This is a genomic window from Desulfurobacterium pacificum (assembly GCF_900182835.1).
GTDB lineage: Bacteria > Aquificota > Aquificia > Desulfurobacteriales > Desulfurobacteriaceae > Desulfurobacterium_B > Desulfurobacterium_B pacificum.
This window is the reverse complement of sequence record NZ_FXUB01000001.1, coordinates 360,707-381,463: the sequence shown is the minus strand read 5'-3', so window position 1 is coordinate 381,463 and position 20,757 is coordinate 360,707. Positions and strand designations below refer to the sequence as shown.

General features: G+C 39.0%; 25 protein-coding genes. 12 read left to right on the top strand and 13 right to left on the bottom strand.

Annotated features, from left to right (window positions below; genetic code table 11):
- Window position 1 precedes the first annotated feature (1 nt).
- From QOL23_RS01880 to QOL23_RS01860, 5 genes are read left to right on the top strand one after another with little or no spacing between them, the layout of a single operon-like run.
- Window positions 2-895 (top strand): KaiC domain-containing protein, encoded by an 894-nt coding sequence (locus tag QOL23_RS01880; RefSeq protein WP_283399887.1) that lies wholly within the window; start codon window positions 2-4, stop codon window positions 893-895.
- Complete coding sequence (locus QOL23_RS01875; RefSeq protein ID WP_283399886.1) at window positions 892-1,338, top strand: TIGR00725 family protein; 447 nt, start codon at window positions 892-894, stop codon at window positions 1,336-1,338. Before QOL23_RS01880 ends, QOL23_RS01875 begins: the two co-directional genes overlap by 4 nt.
- A complete protein-coding gene (locus QOL23_RS01870) occupies window positions 1,316-2,551 on the top strand; it encodes a hypothetical protein (RefSeq protein WP_283399885.1) in 1,236 nt (411 codons plus the stop codon). Before QOL23_RS01875 ends, QOL23_RS01870 begins: the two co-directional genes overlap by 23 nt.
- Window positions 2,542-3,354 (top strand): hypothetical protein, encoded by an 813-nt coding sequence (locus QOL23_RS01865; RefSeq protein WP_283399884.1) that lies wholly within the window; start codon window positions 2,542-2,544, stop codon window positions 3,352-3,354. The genes QOL23_RS01870 and QOL23_RS01865 overlap by 10 nt, the downstream gene beginning before the upstream one ends.
- A complete protein-coding gene (locus QOL23_RS01860; protein ID WP_283399883.1) occupies window positions 3,351-3,881 on the top strand; it encodes a shikimate kinase in 531 nt (176 codons plus the stop codon). The genes QOL23_RS01865 and QOL23_RS01860 overlap by 4 nt, the downstream gene beginning before the upstream one ends.
- On the opposite strand, the gene QOL23_RS01855 is transcribed toward QOL23_RS01860, so the two are convergent.
- Together QOL23_RS01855 and QOL23_RS01850 are read right to left on the bottom strand one after the other, a co-directional pair.
- A complete protein-coding gene (locus tag QOL23_RS01855; RefSeq protein WP_283399882.1) occupies window positions 3,828-5,285 on the bottom strand; it encodes an ABC1 kinase family protein in 1,458 nt (485 codons plus the stop codon). The two genes, QOL23_RS01860 and QOL23_RS01855, sit on opposite strands and share 54 nt — an antisense overlap.
- A gap of 3 nt (window positions 5,286-5,288) precedes the next feature.
- Window positions 5,289-5,597 (bottom strand): hypothetical protein, encoded by a 309-nt coding sequence (locus tag QOL23_RS01850; RefSeq protein ID WP_283399881.1) that lies wholly within the window; start codon window positions 5,595-5,597, stop codon window positions 5,289-5,291.
- Window positions 5,598-5,707: 110 nt separating this feature from the next.
- On the opposite strand from QOL23_RS01850, the gene QOL23_RS01845 reads away from it, so the two are divergent.
- A complete protein-coding gene (locus QOL23_RS01845) occupies window positions 5,708-7,687 on the top strand; it encodes an LPS-assembly protein LptD (RefSeq protein ID WP_283399880.1) in 1,980 nt (659 codons plus the stop codon).
- Between the two features lie 10 nt (window positions 7,688-7,697).
- On the opposite strand, the gene QOL23_RS01840 is transcribed toward QOL23_RS01845, so the two are convergent.
- On the bottom strand, window positions 7,698-8,069 hold the full coding sequence (locus tag QOL23_RS01840) for a type IV pilin protein (RefSeq protein WP_283399879.1): 372 nt from the start codon (window positions 8,067-8,069) through the stop codon (window positions 7,698-7,700).
- A gap of 58 nt (window positions 8,070-8,127) precedes the next feature.
- Complete coding sequence (locus QOL23_RS01835; protein WP_283399878.1) at window positions 8,128-8,508, bottom strand: prepilin-type N-terminal cleavage/methylation domain-containing protein; 381 nt, start codon at window positions 8,506-8,508, stop codon at window positions 8,128-8,130.
- A gap of 179 nt (window positions 8,509-8,687) precedes the next feature.
- Here QOL23_RS01835 and QOL23_RS01830 point away from each other — a divergent pair, with 179 nt between their 5' ends.
- Window positions 8,688-8,975: a nucleotidyltransferase domain-containing protein gene (locus QOL23_RS01830; protein ID WP_283399877.1), complete on the top strand. Its 288-nt coding sequence runs from the start codon at window positions 8,688-8,690 to the stop codon at window positions 8,973-8,975.
- A complete protein-coding gene (locus QOL23_RS01825; protein WP_283399876.1) occupies window positions 8,972-9,412 on the top strand; it encodes a hypothetical protein in 441 nt (146 codons plus the stop codon). Before QOL23_RS01830 ends, QOL23_RS01825 begins: the two co-directional genes overlap by 4 nt.
- On the opposite strand, the gene QOL23_RS01820 is transcribed toward QOL23_RS01825, so the two are convergent.
- Genes QOL23_RS01820 through rsgA form a run of 3 tightly spaced genes read right to left on the bottom strand, consistent with a single transcriptional unit; the run spans window position 9,396 to window position 12,035 of the window.
- Window positions 9,396-10,343: an RluA family pseudouridine synthase gene (locus QOL23_RS01820; RefSeq protein ID WP_283399875.1), complete on the bottom strand. Its 948-nt coding sequence runs from the start codon at window positions 10,341-10,343 to the stop codon at window positions 9,396-9,398. The two genes, QOL23_RS01825 and QOL23_RS01820, sit on opposite strands and share 17 nt — an antisense overlap.
- 6 nt (window positions 10,344-10,349) lie before the next feature.
- A complete protein-coding gene (gene panB, locus QOL23_RS01815) occupies window positions 10,350-11,141 on the bottom strand; it encodes a 3-methyl-2-oxobutanoate hydroxymethyltransferase (RefSeq protein WP_283399874.1) in 792 nt (263 codons plus the stop codon).
- A 12-nt stretch (window positions 11,142-11,153) separates the two neighbouring features.
- Window positions 11,154-12,035, bottom strand: coding sequence for a ribosome small subunit-dependent GTPase A (rsgA, locus tag QOL23_RS01810; protein ID WP_283399873.1), 882 nt, complete (start codon window positions 12,033-12,035; stop codon window positions 11,154-11,156).
- A gap of 73 nt (window positions 12,036-12,108) precedes the next feature.
- Between rsgA and murC the strand changes: the two genes are divergently transcribed.
- Both murC and polA read left to right on the top strand, forming a co-directional pair.
- Window positions 12,109-13,464: a UDP-N-acetylmuramate--L-alanine ligase gene (gene murC / locus QOL23_RS01805; protein WP_283399872.1), complete on the top strand. Its 1,356-nt coding sequence runs from the start codon at window positions 12,109-12,111 to the stop codon at window positions 13,462-13,464.
- Window positions 13,457-15,961, top strand: coding sequence for a DNA polymerase I (gene polA, locus QOL23_RS01800; RefSeq protein WP_283399871.1), 2,505 nt, complete (start codon window positions 13,457-13,459; stop codon window positions 15,959-15,961). Before murC ends, polA begins: the two co-directional genes overlap by 8 nt.
- Here polA and QOL23_RS01795 read toward each other — a convergent pair.
- The 3 genes from QOL23_RS01795 to QOL23_RS01785 are packed head-to-tail and all read right to left on the bottom strand — an operon-like array spanning window position 15,958 to window position 17,009.
- Window positions 15,958-16,341, bottom strand: coding sequence for a NifB/NifX family molybdenum-iron cluster-binding protein (locus QOL23_RS01795; RefSeq protein ID WP_283399870.1), 384 nt, complete (start codon window positions 16,339-16,341; stop codon window positions 15,958-15,960). The genes polA and QOL23_RS01795 overlap by 4 nt on opposite strands.
- Window positions 16,342-16,359: 18 nt before the next feature.
- A complete protein-coding gene (locus QOL23_RS01790; protein WP_283399869.1) occupies window positions 16,360-16,704 on the bottom strand; it encodes a HigA family addiction module antitoxin in 345 nt (114 codons plus the stop codon).
- A gap of 20 nt (window positions 16,705-16,724) precedes the next feature.
- Complete coding sequence (locus QOL23_RS01785) at window positions 16,725-17,009, bottom strand: type II toxin-antitoxin system RelE/ParE family toxin (protein ID WP_283399868.1); 285 nt, start codon at window positions 17,007-17,009, stop codon at window positions 16,725-16,727.
- A 76-nt stretch (window positions 17,010-17,085) separates the two neighbouring features.
- On the opposite strand from QOL23_RS01785, the gene QOL23_RS01780 reads away from it, so the two are divergent.
- Complete coding sequence (locus tag QOL23_RS01780; RefSeq protein ID WP_283399867.1) at window positions 17,086-17,382, top strand: NifB/NifX family molybdenum-iron cluster-binding protein; 297 nt, start codon at window positions 17,086-17,088, stop codon at window positions 17,380-17,382.
- Here QOL23_RS01780 and QOL23_RS01775 read toward each other — a convergent pair.
- Together QOL23_RS01775 and QOL23_RS01770 are read right to left on the bottom strand one after the other, a co-directional pair.
- Window positions 17,365-18,237: a P-loop NTPase gene (locus QOL23_RS01775; protein ID WP_283399866.1), complete on the bottom strand. Its 873-nt coding sequence runs from the start codon at window positions 18,235-18,237 to the stop codon at window positions 17,365-17,367. The genes QOL23_RS01780 and QOL23_RS01775 overlap by 18 nt on opposite strands.
- Entirely contained in the window at window positions 18,228-19,079 is an 852-nt protein-coding gene (locus QOL23_RS01770; RefSeq protein ID WP_283399865.1) for a nucleotide-binding protein, read from the bottom strand. Before QOL23_RS01770 ends, QOL23_RS01775 begins: the two co-directional genes overlap by 10 nt.
- A gap of 134 nt (window positions 19,080-19,213) precedes the next feature.
- Between QOL23_RS01770 and QOL23_RS01765 the strand changes: the two genes are divergently transcribed.
- On the top strand, window positions 19,214-19,897 hold the full coding sequence (locus tag QOL23_RS01765) for an O-methyltransferase (RefSeq protein WP_283399864.1): 684 nt from the start codon (window positions 19,214-19,216) through the stop codon (window positions 19,895-19,897).
- Between the two features lie 2 nt (window positions 19,898-19,899).
- Here the strand turns inward: QOL23_RS01765 and QOL23_RS01760 are convergent, their stop codons facing one another.
- On the bottom strand, window positions 19,900-20,757 hold the full coding sequence (locus tag QOL23_RS01760) for a CoB--CoM heterodisulfide reductase iron-sulfur subunit B family protein (protein WP_283399863.1): 858 nt from the start codon (window positions 20,755-20,757) through the stop codon (window positions 19,900-19,902).

Here is a 20,757-nt window from a genome sequence, read left to right as displayed (position 1 = left end):
TATGGCGGATTATCAGTTTTCCGACAGGCAACCGCAGGTAATGAAAGACTACGTTTACGTTTTAGGGGAAGCTGTTAAGAAAGCGCCTGAACTAAGAGGCGTGCCTACGGGAGTTAAAGGGCTTGATGATTTGTTTTTTAAAGTAGAGTGGGAAGACGGTAAGCCTGTTAGGAAGTCTCTTGGTGGAATTCCTGAATACGCTGTTGTTAACTTGACGGGCATGCCAGATACAGGTAAGAGTTTGATTGCTGAGCAGTTTACTATAAAACAGGCTTCTTTGGGGCAGAAGGTATGTTTTGTAACAGTGGAAAGTCCTGCTTCGTTCGTTGCAGCAGGTTTAAGGGAAAGAGCAACGGCTATGGGAGTAAATTTTGAAGAAATAGAGAACAATATCATACTGATAGATGCTGCAAGTAATGCTCGTTTGAGAGATGATGTTCCTACGATGCTTGATACTCTTGCTTACGTTTATAGAACCTATCGTTGTCATAGAACTGTAATTGATTCTATTACTGGACTTTACGAGGCTAAGGAGATGCTTGCTCGTTCCATTGTTAGAGCTTTCTTTAACTTTATGAAGAAGTGGTATCAGACAGCAATTTTCGTTTCTCAGAAAAGAAGTGGGCATGATGAGCTTTCGGCTGAGGCTGCTGGAGGCTACGCAGTAGGTCATATAGTTGACTGCACTATGGTACTTTCTAAAGAGATTCTTCTTTCTCCTTCAAGGGCAAAAGCGTTTAAGAAAGAGTTAGGGGATATCTTGAGGCTGTTCAGAATTGATGGTTGTAGATTGTGTGGTCATGATACTAAGATTCATTTAATGGAGATTACGGAGTTAGGGCTTGTTGAGATAAAGGAACCACTTGTTGACTACCTGAGGGGTAAGGCTAAGTGAGGAACGTAGCAGTTATAGGTGATGGGAACGTTGAACCAGGTAGTGAGCTTTATAATGTGGCTTTTGAAGTTGGAAAATTGATAGCGAAGAGAGGATACGTTTTAGTTTGTGGGGGTCTTTATGGGGTTATGGAAGCTGCTGCTAAAGGTGCGAAGATGGGAGGGGGATTAACGGTTGGGATATTACCAGGTTATGAGTTTAACGCTAATCCTTACATAGATGTTCAAATTCCTACCGGTATGTATCAAGCGAGGAACGTGTTGGTTGTTGCTTCTTCAAAAGTTATAATTGCCGTTGGTGGTAGTTACGGAACGTTGAGTGAAATAGGTCATGCTTTGAAGTTGGGGAAAAAGGTTATCGGTTATAAAACTTGGGGGATAAAAGGAATTGAAAGGTATGAGGAGAGGGGTTCTTTTCTTAGTGCTGTTACTAATAACATTTAATTTTTTCTTTTTGAGGTCAGCTTTCTCATCTTCGTTAGATGAACTTGTTTATAAGCTTGAACGGGACCTAAAAGCTAATAAAAGTAGTGTTGTAATAAATGAAGATGTTTCTTGCATCTTAAAAAAGAAAGGAGAATTGCCTGTTATTTATGTTCCAGAGTTAAATTATTTAACAGGTAGGGAAATAGAAAAATTACCTTCTACCGAGCTTTCTCTTTTTGTAAGAATTTTAAAAGTTATCCAGCCTTTAAAGGTATATTCCCTTTGTGGTTTAGTGATTCTTGCTTTCTTTTCGGTGTTGTTTTTCTTTCAGCAGGTTAAAAAGTTTGGCTATTGGGTACAGGTTTTTGTTGTTGCCTTTCTTCTTTTGGTGTTTTTTTTAATCCTTGAGGAAAAATTCTTGTTGCTTCTGTTTCTATTTGCGTGTTCTGGAGTCTTTCTTTTTTCTTTTAAGAAGTGGAATTTTGTTTATTTTTATTTTGGATTGTTAGCAGTTTTGGGGTGTTGTGTAGTTGGAGAGGGATTTTTAGAGCGCTTAATAAATTCACCAGCAGAGGAGTTTACTGTTAAAGTTGATAGAGATTGGTATGCTCCTGATTATTTGGTTGAAGAAGCTTTTGGGGGTTTCCCAATACGTGCAGAGATAGAGAAGCTCACGAATAGAATATCTTGGGGAAACTATACCGTTGCTTTTAGATTGAGAAACCTTTTGAAAAAAGTGTCAAATTCTGAAGAAAAAGTGGTATTGTTGAATGATTTGGGGGTTATTTCTTTTATGGAAGGAAAGCTTGAAAAAGCAAGGAAGCTTTTTTCTGAAGCTTTAAGGGAAAAAAGGGCTTCTATTGTTGAGTATAATTTGTTTTTGACGCGTTCTGCTATGCTTGATACTTCTGTTAATGCAGGGCGTCTTGCAGATAAGATAAGAAATATTCCTCTTATAGCGAAAGGAATACCTATTCCTATGCATCTTTATCCTTCAAGAGTTTCTTTTTTTTCAGTTCTTTTGCCCCATTTAATAAGTGTAGTTTTGGGACTTATTCTTGGAATGTTAATTTTGAAATTCATTCCAATAAATTATGGTTACTTTAGAGAAGATATTTTAAAAGTGCCAGGAACAGTTAGTTTTATAAATGCCGAAATGAAGCCATTTGTGGTTTTACCTTTATTTGTGGCGGCTTTAAATCTACTTTTTGGGGTTCTAATGTGCAGTTAACAGGAAAGCTTTTTAAACCGGATGATGTGGTTGAGTTGATTGATTTGTTAAATGAGAAAGGAGAAGGTTGTTTAATCCTATCTTTTCTTCATCCTTTCAAAGAAGTTAAGTTCTGCGTGAAAGATGGAAAAGTGTATTTTAATGGGGAAGATAAGTTACCTGCAGATGTTTATTTAAAGATTTTGGTTGAAGATTGGTGGTTAAATAAAAGGCATCCTTATTTTAAGGTTTCTAAGGATGTTGTTTGTAGCTGGAACTCTTTTGTTACTATTGATGATTTGAAGAAATTTGTTTCAGCGCAGAATTTAAAAAGGTTGAACTCGTTGCCAAGAGAATTTGTTGTTGAAAAAGTGGGAAATTCTGTGCCAAAATTTTTAAAGGCTGTGCAGTTGGCTCAGAAGCCTATTACTTTTGAAGATTTACATTCTCACGGTGTTTCTTTGTTGGACCTTGTAGATTGGATAGATGAAAAAGTAGTTACTATTAAGCCTTACAAGGAAGGGGCTTTTGCCAATGCGGTTTTTAGGGTTGTTTTTTCAGTTCTGTTGTTGGTTGTATTAGTTCTTGTTGTTTTACCTAAAAACTATGATAGGTTGGCTGTTTTAGAGAAGAGGAATGAGATTATGAATGAAATTTTGGTTAAAAAGGTTTTGGAAAAACCGATTGATAAGTCGGCTGTTTGTAGTGGAAAGCTAATGGTAGAAGGAGGTAAAGTATTTATTGAAACTAAGTTTGGTAGATATTTTGTAGGTCAACTTCCAAAGAGTGGTTATGTTCCGTTTTTTGAGGTGCCTGCGAAATGAAAATTGCTTTAGCTGGGTTTATGGGATGTGGAAAAAGTAGCGTTGGTAAAGTAGTTGCAAAAGAGTTAGGGTGGAAGTTTTTAGACCTTGATGAAGAGATTGAGAGAGTTACAGGTAAGAAAATAAGGGAAATTTTTGAAAGTGGTGGAGAGGAAAAGTTTAGAAGGGTGGAAAGAGAAGTATTGGAAAGTGTTTTGAATAGGGAAGGTAACCTTGTTATTTCGTTAGGTGGAGGAACGCCTACGTGGGGGGATAATCTGTCCTTGTTGAAGGAGAAAGCGTTGTTGATTTACCTTGATACGCCTTTTGACGTTTTATGGAAAAGGATAGAGGGAGATAGAGAGAGACCGCTTGCCTCTTTGGGAAAGGAGAAAGTGAAAGCCTTGTTTGAGAGGAGGAAGAAGTTTTACGAAGAGGCGGATTTAATTGTTGATACTTCAGGTAAGTCTGTTGAGGATGTGGCTGAGGAAGTTTTAACTGCTTTTAAAGAGTTTGTAGGTAGCAGTAGAGATGAGAATAAAGGGTAGGAACATAATAGGCTTAATGGCTAATACTATGCCGTAGCTTATCAGTAGAGCGGGAAGTATCAGAGAATTCTGGTTTGTTCCTTTTTCTGTTTTTCGTTCTAATAGGCTGTTTAACGTTTTGTCAATAAAAAGAGCTGTTTTTATGGTTCTTCTTTTGATTTCTTTTACGGCAAATTTGGGTAGTAGTTTTTTGAGGTAGGGTTTAAGTAGTGGAGGGAGTCTGAAGTCAGGGTATATTAATCTTGCTATTGATTCGGTGTGTGCTATGGTTTTCATGAGTATTACCAATTCTTCCGGTAGAACTATTTTGAACTTTCTTGCTGCTGAGAGTTCTTCGTAAAAGATTTTTTCTGCGTCTATTGATGATAGGGGGCGGTTGTAGTACTTATCTAAAAATTTGAGAATTTCTCTTTTTAGAAGGGGAACGTTAATATTTGGTGGAAGAACGTTAATTCTTTCAAGGGCTTCTACAATTATATCCGGGTCTTTTTCCATTACGCCTAAGGAGAAAAGAAAGAAGTGGGAAGCAGTGTCTGGGGTTAACCTTCCTACTATTCCGAAATCTACGAGGGCGAATTTCTTATCTTTTGTTATGAAGATATTTCCGGGGTGAAGGTCTCCGTGAAAGACGTTAAACTCAAAAACCATTTTATTTACCAATTTGACGAAGTTTTCGGCTAATTCTTTGTCTGTTCCGTACTTTTCTATGAATTCTGTTAGTTTTATTCCGTTTATGAATTCTGTAACTAAGATTTTTTCGTTTGTAAGTCTCCAGATAACTTTTGGGACGTAGAGATATTTTTCTTCTTTTGAAAAGTTTTTGAACATTTCAAGATAGGAAGCTTCTCTTGAAAGGTCTAACTCGTCTAACAGGATGGTTTCTAACTCTTCTGCAACCTGTTTGAGTTTTAGTTCTCTGACTATTGGTAGGAAGGAGAGGAGAGAGAGTGTGGTTTTGAGGATTTTCATGTCGGTTTTGATTGTTTTTTCTGCATCTGGCTTGATTATTTTTACTGCAACTTCTTCGCCTGTTTTGAGTTTTGCTCTGTGGACTTGAGCGACGGAACCTGAACCTATGGGAGTTTCTTCTATCTCTGTGAAGTTTTTGTAGAAATCTTTTGGTAGTAGAGTTTTCAAAGGGACAGGGGGGACGCTATCTTGCAGTTTTTGGAGTTCTTTTATGTATTCGGGCGGAAGTAGGTCAACTCTTGTTGAGAGTATCTGTCCTAATTTTATAAAGGTTGCACCTAAGTTTTCGCATGCTGTTCTGAGCCTTTGGGGCGGTGGGTGGCGGAGGAGTTTCCTGTAAGGGAGGAAGAGAGGGAAGAGGAGGAAAGAGAGGGGGATTTTTTCATAGAAGCAGAAAAAGAGCGTTCCTGTTATCTGGTAGAGCCTTTTTATCATTGGTTAGAACTTTTCCTCTTTTAATTCTTCAATTTCTTCCTTTAGCTTTTCAATCTCTTTTTTGAGTTCTTCTATTTCTTCTTTTGTGGCAGGTTTTAATTCTTTAAACGTTTCTTCAATTTCCTTTTTGAATTCTTCTTTCTGTTTTTCTGCTATTTTCTTTAGCTTTTGAATTAGCTCCTTTCCTTCTGCTTCTGTCAGTTTCCCTTTTTCTTCTAACTCTTTTATGAATTCGTCAAGTTTATCTAAAGTGAAAGAGACTATACCAGCGTGGAGGAGGTTTATTTTTCTTAAGAGTTCTGTGAGCTTCATGGTTTTCTCCTGTAAATGAGGTTTTACTAAAAATAATTATATGGCTTTTGAGGACAAATGGAGGTTAAATCGTTTAAAATTTTAGTGAGTTTTCGGTAAAGGGGAAAGTTTTGAGAAGGGAATTATCGATTATTCTCTTGATTTTTTGTTTTTATTTGGCGTCGGCGAATGCTCAGGAAGTTCCTGTAAGGCTTTCTGCTGAAAAGCTCTGCGGAAATATTAATAAGAAAGTGGAAGCACACGGAAAGGTTGTTGTAAGGTTTAAGGATGTTGTGGTTAAAGGTGATAATGCAAGTTACGATAGAGTAAGCGGGATTTTGAGGGTATGGGGTAACGTAGAAGTTGTGGAGGGAGATGTTGATTTAAAGTGTAAGTCGCTGATTTACGATTTGAAGAGTAAAAGGGCGGTTCTTGAAAGGGTTAGTGGGAAACTTTCTCCAACAGATTATATAAGGGCGGATAGGATAGAAAGGTTATCTGAGAAAGAGTGGATTGCTTATGATGGAGAGTATACGCCTTGCACGGGGCAGGTTTGTCCTGATTGGTCTATTGGAGCAAAGAAGTTTAGAGTTCTATTGGGAGAGAGTTTTGCAGGTAGGTGGGTTACTTTCAGGATAAAAGAGATTCCTGTTTTGGTCACGCCTGTTTTGACCGGTCCTGTTGTGAGAGGGAGAAAGAGCGGATTTTTGACGCCAAGGATAGGGTATGTGAGTGAGGGGGGATTTTATTACAGGCAGCCATTTTATTTAGTGTTAGGAAGAAGCGCTGATTTGACACTTGCTTATGAAAAGCGTTTTAAAGGTGGAAATGGGAAATCAGCAGAGTTTAGATACGTTCTTTCTCCTTATTCCAGCGGTGATATTTGGGTGAATAAATTGGATTTGCCTTCGGAAAAGAGCTGGAAATTTACTTTTAACCATTCTTATAGACCTTCCGATTACGTTTACGGGACTGCTCACGCTGAAATGGTAAATAGTAGAAGTTATTATAAAGCCACTACTACCTTTGACGTAGAGGAAAAGACGCAGGTTTATACGAAATCTGACGCCAACCTTTCGAAGTTGTGGGAGCACGCTGTAATTAATGCTAACCTTGTTTACCTTGATTATCTTGATGGTTCTACCGATAGGGTTTATCAGAAGTTGCCGGATTTGCAGTTTTATCTTATGGATGTTCCTGTTTCCCGATTTCCGTTTACGTTTAACTTTAGCGGAGATGCTACTTACTTTTACAGGAAAGCTGGGGGGAGCAGTTATAGAGTTAGTCTTGAACCTGGCTTGAGGTACGTTAAGGCGTTTAGAAAGTTTAAGAGTTCTACGCAGGTTAGTTATTTGGTTAGTGATTATGAGATTGGCGGGACAAGTAGGATTTTTAAGTTTGAGAATTTGAATAGTTTTAACGTTGCTGAGAAGGTGGGAAGGGTGGGGGATTTTTCGGTTACTCCTAAGTTTGGTTTTAGGGTTGTTGATGTTATGGGTTTGGGGAATAACGTGATTTTCGACCTGAACGATAAGGTTGAAAGTAGGAGAGAAGCGTTTTGGGGTGCGGAAACTTACCTTTACGCTTCTGGAAGGCAACTTGGAAGGTTAAATGTTAGCGGTGGGTATGATTTTAAAGGTGAAGATAACTGGAAAGACTGGAGAGTTCAGTTGAGCCTTACTCCTGTTTCTAATTTGACGCTTCAGCAGGATTTGAAGCTTTCTTCCGATGATGGGAGTTTAAAGATTGCAAATACTTATTTGGGATTTCCTTTGGAAGTAGATGGATATGGTTTGGAAGGGGGAAGAGGTTGGGTGGATTTTTATTATCAAAAAGAAGAGCCACAGGTTAAGTATGTAAGGTGGGGGACGAATATTCCGATTGGTAAATATGTAAGTTTTTCTTTCCAGCAACGGTATGATGTTAAGTATTCTATGGATAGAGAAAGAGATTATGCAATAAATATCAACAGAGGATGCTGGAACGGAAGAATTTCTTACAGATGGGTTAAAAACTACGACGGCTCTATAGATTATCAGGTTATGTTTGTGGTGAATTTGCTTAAGTTGGGAAGTTATGGGTATAGGTTTGCGGGAAGGAAAGAGGATTAATTGAATTAGTTTATTCTTTGTAATAGCAGTCTATATAACCGTTGACGTTTCCGTAATTTGTGTGGATTTCACAGCGGACAACTTTACTATTTATATTGAAATCACAGTAAGAATTCTCTATTTTAATTTTATCGTTTAATTTATCTATTACTAAGGTACAATTATCGCTACTTTTATAAACTTTACATGTTTTTGTTGTTGTTCCGTTGTTTGCGTATTCTGCCATTAATTCTCCAGCGCATGCTACTAAGTCACCTTGAATTCTGGAAACTATAGCTTTTTGTCTGTATTTCATATAGGAAGGTATGGCTATCGCAGTGAGAATGGAAAGAATAGTTATGGTAATGAGAAGTTCTATCAAAGAGAAAGCCTTTACTTTCAAACCTTTCTCCTGTTTGTAAGATAAAGAAAGAGGGAGGGAAACCCTCCCTTAACTACATTTATTCACTACATGTAATTGTGTTTGTATTTGTGTTTGCTGTGCAAGTTACAGTATGCCCTTTAATTGTGATATCAACAGAAGTTGATTCGGTGCTATTTGTTCCGTTTGAAGTAATAAAACCTGATAGATTTCCATCTGTATTAAGTTTTATCGTTATGCTTGAAGGAGTTGAATCTTGCAAGTTGCAGGTATAATTTAAGCTTCCATTGTCGGCAAATTCCGCCATTGCTTCAGAGAGACAAGCTGATAATGCAGATTGTGCATTTGCTGCTGCTGCTTTTTTAACATACTTTGTATACTGTGGGATAGCAATCGCTGCCAGAATCGCGATGATTGCAATTACGATTAATAGTTCTACAAGTGTAAACGCCTTTCTCATTTTAGACCTCCTGTCTAAGTAAAGTTTTTGTTTTCTAACTTTAATTATAGCAATAGTTGTGCCAAAAATTTTCGTTATCTTTCAAGTGTTTATAGTGCTTTTGTGACGAATTTTGTCAACAAGTGTGTCGCGAATTGTAAATTTTGTTCTTTAGTATAATCCTTTTATTGGAGTTCAAAATGCGGTTAGGAAAAGAGATTGCCGAATTTTTGAAGGAAGAAATTAAGAGATTCCTTCCTGATGCAGAAGTTTATCTTTTCGGTTCAAGAGTGGATGATAAAAAGAAGGGTGGTGATATAGATATTTTAGTTGTTGGTAACAGGAGACTTTCTTTGATGGAAAAGGTTAAAATCAGGACTGCGTTTTACAAACAATTTGGTGAACAAAAATTAGATATAGTTTCCTTTACCAGAGAAGAAAATCCCCCCTTCAAAACCCTCGCCCTCAAAGAAGGGGTGAAACTGTGAAAGATTTAAAAGAAATTCTTCTTGACAATATATCTCTTTTAGAAAAAAGCCTTTCAGTTCTTGAAGAATCGTATAACCGATGTAGAAAAATAGGTTTGAAAGATTCCTATTCTTCAGAAGAGTTAGTGGAGTTTGAAGCGCTGACGTCACGCTTTGCCAGAAGCGTTGATATCTTAACTTCACGTTTCATTCGTTCCTTGCTCAACTATTTAAGAGAAGAAAAGAGAACGCTTATAGATGTTGCCAATTACCTTGAAAAGTTAGGTCTTGTGGACAGTGCAGATGAGTTTTTAGAGTTAAGAGATATAAGGAATCTCATAGCTCATGAATACATATTTGAAAATCTAAACGATTTATTTTTTGCCGTTCTTGAAAAAACACCGGTTGTTTTCAAAATAAGCGATAATGTAATAAACTTTGCTAAGAGTTACCTTTAAGGTAGTTTAAAACGCTTCTATAACCTTCAGGAAGGTCTATCTCAAATTCCATTCTCTTGCCGGTTCTTGGATGGTCAAAAGCAAGGTAGTAAGCGCAGAGCATGTGCATGTTCGCTTCTTCTATAAGTTTTTTGAGTTTTTCGTCCTTTATTCTTGAAGGTTTGAAACCATAGGTTTTATCGCCCAACAAAGGATATCCCAGGTGAGACATGTGAACTCTAATTTGATGAGTTCTTCCGGTTTCAAGTTTGCATCTAATTTCGGCTACGTTGCGTTCAGGAAACTCTGCTATCACTTCATAGTTAGTTATGGCTTCTTTTGGTGATGAAGTGTTTGGAGAGAATTTTTTCCTGTCAAACTTGTCTCTTCCAATGGGTAGAACGATTCGCTTTTTCTTCTCTTTTGGTATTCCTAAAATTAGGGCGCGGTAGAACCTTCCTACCGTTCTGTTTTTAAACTGTTCTATAAGTGATTGTTGAGCTTCATCGTTTTTTGCCACTACTAAGAGTCCTGCCGTATCTTTGTCTAACCTGTGAACGATGCCGGGTCGCAGGCAGCCGTTTATCCCCTGTAAATCTTTGCAGTGGTAGAGAACAGCGTTAACTAAAGTTCCGCTTTCGTGTCCTGGGGCTGGGTGAACAACAAGTCCTGCAGGTTTGTTAATGACCAGAACGTCTTTATCTTCATACACTATATCTATAGGTATGTCTTCAGGTTTTGCTTCTAAAGGCTCTGGTTCTGGAATTTCATAGGTGACGATGTCGCCGACTTTAACCTTGTGAGAGGGTTTCGTTACTGCTTTATCGTTTACTGAAACCAGACCTTCTTCTATTAAAGATTTGGCTCTTGAGCGGGAAATTTCCGCTTTTTCAGATAGAACAACATCTAACCTTTCTTTATTTAGTTCTTCCGTAACCTTGAAGCTTTTCATGTTCTATTAAAACTCGTGTTCTTTTGAGGGGAACTTTCCTTCTTTTACTTCTTCTATAAATGTTTTTACGGCTTCTCTTGCAGTTTTTCCTAATTCTGCGTATCTCTTTACAAATTTCGGTTTAAAATCTTCAAAGAGTCCTAAAAGGTCGTGAGTTACCAGAACCTGTCCATCACAGTGCTTTCCTGCTCCTATACCTATGGTCGGGATTGAAAGCATTTCCGTAATTTCTTTTGCAAGTTCAGAAGGTATTTTTTCTAAAACAATAGCAAAGGCTCCAGCTTCTTCAACTGCTTTGGCATCTTCAATCAATTTTTTCCTTTCTTCTCCTTTCCCTCTTACATCGTAACTGCCGTAAACGTTTATCTTCTGCGGTTGTAAGCCGATATGTCCCATGACGGGAATTCCAGCATCAACCAGCGCTTTTATAGTTTCAGATTGTTCTACACCGCCTTCTATTTTTACAGCGTCGCACAACGTTTCTTTCAAAGCTCTGCCGGCGTTTAAGATGGCATCTCTTATTCCCGTTTGGTAGCTTAAAAACGGCATGTCCATTATCACCATTGCGCGCTTTCTTCCTCTAACTACAGCTTTTGTGTGGTGAATCATCTCCTCTAATGTGACCGGCACTGTTGATGGATATCCCAAAACTACCATTCCCAAAGAGTCGCCCACCAGTATTGCATCAACTCCCGCGCTGTCAACGATTTTTGCCGTCAGGTAATCGTATGCGGTTAAAACGGTTATTTTCTCACCTTTTCGTTTCTTTTCTAAAAACGTTTTAGTCGTTACTTTCATCCTTATCTTCCTTTAAGAGCAAACTTCGTTTAGCCAGTCAACGTATTCGTGAATCATCTTTAAGTAACTTTTAAACCGTTCGCAGGATATTTCGCCTTTTTTAAGGGCTTCTCTTACCTGACATCCGTCTTCGTTTAAATGCATACAGTCGGAAAATTTACATTCGTATCTTAAGAACTCGGGAAAGTGGTTTCTCACTTCTTCCTTTTCCATAAAGTTTAAAGCTTCCACTCGTGAAAATCCCGGCGCATCCCCTATAAACCCGTTTCTAAAGGGTATAAGCCTTACTTCTCTTGTGGTGTGTTTACCTCTTTCCGTTTTACTGCTTACTTCCCCAACTTTTAGCTCTACGCCTGTAATTTTTGATATAAGAGAACTTTTCCCTACGCCGGAAGCCCCTGCAAATATAGTTATTCCCTCTGATAGTTCGTTTTTTAACTCTTCTATTCCTTCGCCCGTTTGAGCACTTGTGCGGAAAATCTTATGACCTGCGTTTCTGTATATGTCTTCCCACTTTTTAAGTTCTTCTTTTCCCGTTTCATCTAACGCATCTACTTTATTGAACACTATTAAAGTCTCAAGCCCTAAAAAGTCGTAAACTACTAATAGGTTATCAAGTAAATAGTTCTGGAACGGAGGGTTCTGGATTGTTGAAACTATTACTACTCTATCAACATTGGCAATGGGAGGTCTTATAAGTAAGTTTTTCCTCTCTTTTACCTTTTCTATGGCAAACGTTTGTGAATCAACGACTCTGCCTTCCACGTAGTCGCCTGCGAAGATTTTCTCTTTCTTCCTGACCTTTCCTAAAGGTATTCCGCGGTATTCTTTACTTTCCTCTGGAATTAAAACGGTGATTTTCTGTCCTGCTCTTTCTGTAACTATTCCTTCCATTGTTTTCCTGCTTTTGTAGCTTAATTTTGTTCTACAATTCTACCAGCTATTAATATAGGTTTACGGAGATACAATGGAAAAACGGTTGAAGGTTCACGTTGTAGGTATAGGCGGAATAGGAATGTCAGGAATTGCTCTGATTCTTAAAGATAGAGGTTATGAGGTTTCCGGTTCTGATATAAAAGAATCGGTAATGACGCAGAAACTGAGAGAGAAAGGAATAAAAGTTTTTATAGGACATTCCCCTGAAAACGTTAAAGGTGCAGATATCGTTATTTACTCTTCAGCCGTTAAGAGCGATAACGTTGAGATTGTAGAAGCTAAAAGGAGAAAAATCCCCACCCTCCCCCGCTCCGACATCCTTTCCGACGTTATGCGCTTCAAAGAAGGCATTGCAGTAGCGGGAACTCACGGCAAAACCACTACAAGTTCAATGATATCAACGGTTTTCTACAGTGCCGGTCTTAACCCTACAATTTTAGTAGGCGGAAGGCTTTCTCTTTTAGGCGGAATAAACGCTCAATCGGGAGACGGCGACTGGCTCATAGCAGAAGCTGATGAGAGCGATGGAACGTTTTTGAAGCTTTCCCCCACCCTCTCTGTTATAACGAACATAGATAGAGACCACTTAGACTTTTACGGCAGTCTTGAAAACCTTAAATCTGCTTTTGTTGAATTTGCAAACAGGGTGGCTTTTTACGGCAAAGTTTTCCTGTGCGGTGAATGTCCGAACGTAAGGAACATCCTTGAAAAAGTTTATAAAAGGAAGTCAACCTACGGTTTTTCAGAAAACTGGGACTTTTACGCACCGTCAGTTGTCTATAAGGGTCTGGGCAGTTTCTTTGAGATTTACTACAGAGGCGATAAGCTTGGTAACGTAAAGCTTAACGTTCCGGGAGAACATAACGTTTTAAACGCAATAGCAACGGTAGCGGTTTGCCTTGAGGCTGGTATTCCTTTCTCTGAAGTTGCAGAATACCTTGAACAGTTCAGAAACGCCAGTCGCAGAATGGAACTGAAAGGAACGGTTAAGGGTATTACCTTTATTGACGATTACGCCCACCATCCTTCAGAAATAAAGGCTACTTACAGCGCTGTTAGAAAGGCTTTCCCGAACCGCAAGATAGTCGTTCTTTTCCAGCCTCACAGGTATTCAAGGACTAAAATTCTCTGGAAAGAGTTTGTCAGGGTTTTAAAAGCCATTCCTGACCTCTTCATCTGCGATATATACCCCGCAGGCGAAAAAGAGATAGAAGGGATAGATGCCGAGAAACTTGCTAAAGAGTGCGGTGCCGTTTATCTTGGAAGTCTTGAGAAAGCCTGCAAAAGAATTTCCGCCAACCTCAAACAGGGCGACGTGTTCCTCTCAATGGGAGCAGGAGACATCACAAAAGCCTTTGACCTTATAAGGAGTGAAATTGATGAGTAAAAAGGTTTACCTTTTTGACGGAACGAGCCTTGCATACAGAGCCTTTTACGCAATACAGGGACTTTCAACGAGTAAAGGTTTACCCACAAACGCCGTTTTCGGTTTTATAAGAATGTTTTTAAAACTCTACAAAGATTTTAACAAGCCTGAATACGTTGCCGTTGCCTTTGATGTCGGTAAAAAAACGTTTAGAAACGAAATATCTAAAGATTACAAAGCGAATAGAAAACCGACGCCTGACAGCTTTAAAATACAGCTGCCTTACATAAAAAAGTTTCTTAAATGTTTAGGCATTCCTGTCATTGAAAAGGAAGGTTACGAAGCCGACGACGTTTTAGGCACTCTTTCAAAAAGGCTTTCACAGGAAGGTTACGAAGTCGTTATCATTACGCCTGACAAAGATATGAGGCAGCTCATAAATGAGCACGTTTCCATCGTTGCCATTTCAAACAGAACGGGCAAGAAAGAGATTTACGACCTTAAAACGTTTAAAGGAAAGTATGGAATAGAGCCTGATAAACTTCCCGACGTTTTCGGACTTTCAGGTGATTCCATAGATAACATCCCAGGCGTTCCGGGAATTGGCGAAAAGACTGCTCTAAAACTGATACAGCAGTTCGGAAGCCTTGAAGACATATACGAAAGTCTTAAGAAACTTACACCTAAGAGAAGAAAACTTTTAGAAGAGTATAAAGAGCAGGCTTTTCTGAGTAAGAAGTTGGCTGTTATAGACACAAACGTTCCCATTGATGTGAAACTTGAAGACCTTAAAGTGAGGAAACCTGACGCTGAATGTTTAAAGAAGCTGTTTAAAGAACTTGAAATGAAAAGCGTTGTTGAGGAAGTAAAAAAGCTCTTCCCTGACGTTAAGTTTGAAGAAGAAAGTGCTAAAAGGTTTGAAAAAATCACTAAAGAAGAACTTTTAGAAAGGTTGAGTGCCAACGACCTTTTTTCTATGCCGGATGTAGCTTTAATTCACGAAAGCCCGTTAACCGTTGCAGTTAAAGATGGTTACACGGAAATAGAACCTCATGAATTAGAAAAGTTTACCGCTCTCAGCAAGAGAGTATTTACATTTGATTTTAAATCTTTCCTGCATAAAACGGGGCTTGAAAATTTAAAAGATAAAGTGATTGACCTTTCTATTGCCTACTACCTTCTCAATCCACTTTTGAAAAGCTATTCGGCTAAAACGCTTATTGAAATGCACACTGGAACGGTGGGAATTAAGGAACTTCCTCCTTACGCTCCTCACGTTATTGAATTTGGAAGAAAAGTCGTTTCAGACCTTAAAAGGCAGAACCTTTATTCTCTCTACGAGGAGATAGAACATCCGCTCATTTACGTTTTATACAGAATGGAAAAAGCAGGCGTTCCTTTTAACAGGAAATACCTTGAACGCTTTGGGAAAGAACTTGATGAGAAGTGTAGAGAGATAAAAAAAGAGATACATTCCATAGCAGGTGAAGAGTTTAACGTCAATTCCACGAAACAGCTTGCGAGAATTCTGTTTGAGAAGTTAAAACTCAAACCTCTTAAAAAGACGAAAACCGGTTATTCAACAGACGTTGAAACTCTAACGACTTTAGCTCTTGAAGGTCATGAAATAGCAAAGCTTCTCCTTGAATACAGGAAACTTTCAAAGCTTAACAGCACCTTCGTGAAGGGAATTCTCAAGCATATTGATGAAAAGGGAAGGGTTCATACTACCTTCATTCAAACTGGAACAGCTACAGGGAGGCTTTCTTCTGCCGAACCGAACCTGCAGAACCTTCCCGTTTCTGACGAAATTTCGAAAAAGATACGCTACGCCGTAGAAGCGCCTGAAGGTAAAACTCTCGTCTGGGCTGATTACTCTCAGATTGAACTGAGAATTCTTGCACACTTGAGCGGCGATGAAAAGTTGATAAACGCTTACAGAGAAGGTAAAGATGTTCATTCAGAAACGGCTTACCACCTTTTCGGTCAGGTAGATGAGCGTTTGAGAAGGGTGGCGAAGACCGTTAACTTTGGAATCATCTACGGAATGAGTCCACACGGGCTTGCAGAAAGATTGGGAATTCCCGTTGAAGAGGCTGCAGCGTATATAGATACATACTTTAAGAAGTTTCCGAAAGTCAAGGAATACATAGATTCAACGATAGAAGAAGCTCATAAGAAAGGTTACGTAAAAACCCTTTTTGGCAGAAAGAGACCTCTGCCGGAGCTTAAATCACCGAACAAAAACATCAGAAACTTTGGTGAGAGGGCAGCGGTTAACGCTACCATTCAGGGGACGGCTGCTGATATTATGAAGCTGGCGATGATAGAGCTTCTTAAACCTTTAGAAGAGTTTGACGCTTTTATGATTCTTCAGGTTCACGATGAAATTGTTGTTGAAGCGCCGCAGGAGGCGGAGAAGGAGGTTAGAGAAAAGGTAAAAGAGGTAATGGAATCTGTTGTCCGTTTGAGCGTTCCCCTATCGGTTGATGTGGAGTCCGGGAAGCACTGGAGTTAGTGGTCGTGATGTTCACACTCTCCGTGCCTATCTTCCGGTTCGTAGTCTGGGTTTCCTGTTAGCGTTCCTTCTAAAAACCTTTCTAACGCTTCGCCTAACGTTCCGGATACGCCTTTTATTACTTCTATCCCCAATTCATTAAACAGGATTTCAGCTCTCCTTCCTACTCCTCTTGCTATAAGCTTTTCAACTCCTAAGGAACGTAACATTTCTGGTAGCAGTCCGGGGCGGTGGTCCTGTAGGGCGGGATTTTCGTAAACGTCTATCTTCGCTTCTTCACCTTCAACAGTTACTATCGCAAAGTAAGGTGCTCTACCGAAGTGTTCACAGATTCTGCTTTCAAGGCCGTTTACTTCCTCTATCGGAACGGCTATTTTCATGGCTGACCTCCTTTCAGGTTATCCAACATTTGCTATTTTCATTTCTTTTGCTGCTTTCCACAAGTCGTAATCCACTTGAAATCCCATCCAGAATTGAGGTGTTGTTCCAAATCTTTTAGAAAGTTTTATAGCTATTTCTGGCGACATGGGGCGTTTTTCTTTTATCAGTTCATCAATAGTTTCTATTGGAATCTTCAATTCTTTTGCTAATTCCTGAGGAGTTAGATTAAGAGGTTTTAAAAATTCTTCTCTTAGAATTTCACCCGGATGGGTGGGAGGAGCTTCAAGTTCCAAAATATCAACTGGTGGAAAAGCTTCTGCTTTTTTTATTGTTTTTTCCAGTTTGCTTAGTTTAATAACCATAGATTTAGCCTCTTATTAGGTTATTTGTGGTAGTCCACTATTGCAATATCGTAAGCGTTACCATTTGCGAATTTAAATATAATCCTGTATTGCCTGTTTATCCTTATACTGTAGAATCCTTTTAGATTTCCCTTTAAAGCTTCCAATTTGTTTCCTGGTGGTGCTTTTAAATCATTAAGAACTTTAGCTTTGTCAAGTTGGAATAACTTTCTTCTTGCTACTCGTTGTATTTTAGCAGGAAGAGATTTGCATTTTCCTTTTACAAAAAGTTCTCTGGTTTCCTTGTCTAAAAAGGATTTAATCACTCTGCACCTTTTAGGTGATAGAAGTTACTTTAAATTATACAATTCTTCCAAACTTTTGTAGTTGCCGGAGGTTGAAATGAAAGTGCTGGTTCCGGTTTTGAGTAAGAGCGAGGACGCTGAAATTTCTCAGGAGTTTGGCAGGGCGCCTTTCTTTGCGGTCATTGAAGATGGAAGAGTTTCTTTCTACGATAATCCGGGTGCTTCTGCATCGGGTGGAGCTGGCGTTAAAGCTTCTCAGTTCGTTTTAAGTCTTGGCGTTGATAAAGTGGTATTAAAAAAGCCTGCAGGTCCTAATGCCGGGTCTGCGCTGGAACAGGCTGGTGTAACCGTTGAGGTAAATGAAAATCTTAAAACTTTAAAGAATCTCCTTTAGATTTTCTGCTACTTTTTTTACTGCTTTTGAAAATGGGGAATCAGGAAACGTTTTAATGGCTGGTTCCCCTTTTACGAGTGCTTCTACTACCGATTTGTCGTAGGGGATTTTTCCTATTACCCTGATATTCCTTTCAGTGAAAAACTCTTCTAATCTTTTTGAGTATTCTTCGTTTACGTTGAATTTGTTTATGACGGCAAGGGTTTTTACTTTGAAGTGGTCTGTTATTTTTAGAAGTCTTTTGGCGTCAGAGAAGGAGATTTCTGTCGGTTCGACTACAACTATCGTGTAGTCACTTCCGTTGATGCTGGCTATTACTGAACATCCTATTCCTGCTGCTGCATCTATTAAGAGTAAATCGTGGTCAAAATTCTTCGCTATTTTTTTGGCTTCAAACACCAGTTTTCCTGAATTTGGTCTTCCAGGTAGGAGTTCGGCAGTTACTAATGGGAATCCGTAGATTGTTTTTCCCCACTTTACAAAGCCTGGGATTGTTGGTTTGAAGCTTATTGTTTCTTTTTCCGGACAAACCATGGAGCAGACGTTGCAACCTTCACACAATATTTCGCTTATTTTGTAATAGTTACTTTCGGGATATATACATTCATAAGGACAGTGTTCTGCACATATACCGCAACCGATACACTTGGAAGGATTTATTACTGCGATTCTTTCTCCTTCAAAAGGTTTTTTCCCTTCCCAGCTTTTCACTTTTAGGAGTATTTCAAGGTTTGGAGTGTCAGCGTCTGCATCCAAGGAAACAAGTTTAACGCTTTTTGATAAGAGGAAAGATAGAGAAGCGGTTATTGATGACTTGCCCACGCCTCCTTTGCCGCTGGCAACGGTTAGTTGCATTTTAATTCCTCCATGATTTTTTCTTTGATTTCTTCGAAGATTTTTGCTTCTGGTAATTGGGTTTTGACTATCGGTGTTCTGTCAAAATAGCATTTGATTATGTTTTCGCTGTAGGGGATTCTGCCGATTATTGGGTAGTTATACTTTTCGGATAAGTTGATAATTTCTTTTTCATTTCCCAACCCGCTTTTGTTTATGACGATTACAGTTTTTAATTTAAGGTAGGATGTGACGTGGAGGATTTTTTCTAAATCTCTTGCTCCAAAAGGGGTTGGTTCTGTGACTGCAATTACGATGTCAGAACCTTCCAGAGCTTTGAATATTGAGTTTCCGGCACCGGCTGCTGTATCTAAAATGACTTTTTCTTCTTTTGTGGCTCTTCTCTTTGTTTCTAACAGGACTTTGTAGGTTTTTTCTTTTCCTTCAAGTAAAGTGCCCGTTATCAGTTTAAATCCGTAAGAAGTTTCGTTTTCGTATATGTAACCGATAATTTCGTGTTCTTCTTCTATTGCTTTCTCTGAAGGGCATGCCAGTTTGCAAGCTGTGCATCCACCACAAAGGTCTTTGAGTAGTATTGGTTTTCTTTCTTTGTTTAAGATTATTGCGTTGTCGTTGCATACAGATGCGCAGATGCCACAGCTTGTGCAGTAGCTATGGTTGAATTTTGGTTTGAATAGTTTGACAGGAATTCCGTTAGTTAGTTTAACGTTTAAAAGGATGTGGTCGTTTGGAGCTTCTACGTCTAAGTCGACCAGGGTGAATTGTTGAAGGAGGATTGAGAGGTTGGTGGAGAGGGTGGATTTTCCTGTTCCGCCTTTGCCTCCAGAAATGCTTATTATCATTAATGCCTCCAGAGTTTAAAGATATACTAAAAAAGTTAGTAAATAAAAACTGAAAGTCAAAACTCTTTTGCTGTATTTTTCATGCTATTACTCGTTATACAATTTGCTAAAAACTGAGAGTTTGGGTGTTGCAGATGGAGTTCAATAGGTGGAAAAATCTGAGTGAAATTGTACCTGTAGATGTTGAGTCTTTTGTTAATGTTTACAACAGCAGAGATGAGGTTTTGGAGGATATTGAGAAGTTCGCTGTAGAGGAAAAGGTGCCGATTCTTCTTCCATCTGCGGCTGCGCTTCTTGAATTACTTATTAAGTTGGTTAAACCTGAAAAGATTCTTGAGATAGGAACAGGAATAGGTTACAGCACAATCGTTATGGCGAAAGCATTTCCTGATGCTGAAATTTTAACGGTTGATTCCAACTTAAAAAGGTTGAAAGTTGCAAAAGAGTTTTTTAAAAAAGCTGGTTTAAAAAACGTTACAGTAATTCATTCTGATGCTTTTGAGTTAATTGAGGATTTACTTGCAGAAGGTGAAAAGTTTGACTTTATTTTTGTTGATTCTGTTAAGTCCGAGTATCCGTTCTTTAATTTTAAAATCCAGGCACTTTTAAGTGAGAGGGGTATGGCGGTATTTGATAACGTTCTTTTTCGGGGTTACGTGTGCGGTAAGAGCTACGATGAGAAGCGTTATAGCAGAACGGTTAACCTGCTAAAACTGTTTCTTAATCAAATTAAAGAATATCCAGATTTCAGTGTGACGCTCTTGCCGTTGGGGGACGGTTTTTTGATTTTAAAAAGGAAAAGCCCCGAAAGGGGCTAAAACTATATCCTGACTGGAACGATGTGTCTGTGAATTCCTAACTTTTGAGGTTCTATGCCTAAAGCCAATCCAACTAACTGAGGCAGGTGTAAAACAGGCATTTGGAAGTTTTCGCCAATAGCCTTCAACGCTCTTGACTGGTTTGCATCTAAGTTCATGTGGCACAGGGGGCATGGCGTTACCATTACATCAGCATTGTTATCTTTCGCATCTTTCAGGTTTAGACCGGTTAGTTTCATGGAAATTTCCGGTGCAGGCCAGAACCCATGAAATCCGCAACATTCCAGCCTTCTTGGTGCGTTGGCTACTTCTGCGCCTAAGGCTTTTATTATGTCTTCTAAGGAAGATGGGTTTTCCGAAGGTTCAAAACCTAATATATCTTTTGGTCTTACCGTATGGCATCCGTAGTATGGATATACTTTTAGTCCTTCAAGAGGTCTTTTTACCTTTTTCTTTAATCCTTCAACGCCGAACTCTTCTAACAAAACCCAGTGAAAGTGTTTAACGTCAACCGTTCCTTTGTATTCTAAACCTGCTTCTTTTAGGATTTCGTTGACCTCTTCTCTCAGGTCGTCATCGTTGTCCAGGTGATACTTTGCATTTCTTAAAACTAATAGGCAGGTGCTGCATACTGTTACTATATCTCTACCGGCTTTTTCTGCGTAGGCTAAGTTTCTTGCATTTACGGCTATGTCAAGAACGTCCTTTACTTCCTCTAAAACGCCAGCTCCACAACAGCTAAATTCTGGTAGCTCTATCATGTCCAATCCTAAAGCTTCTATAACTGCCGTTGTTGATTCGTATAGTTCTTTTGAAGCTCCTTTTGCTGCGCATCCTGGATAAAAGGCGTATTTCCCCAT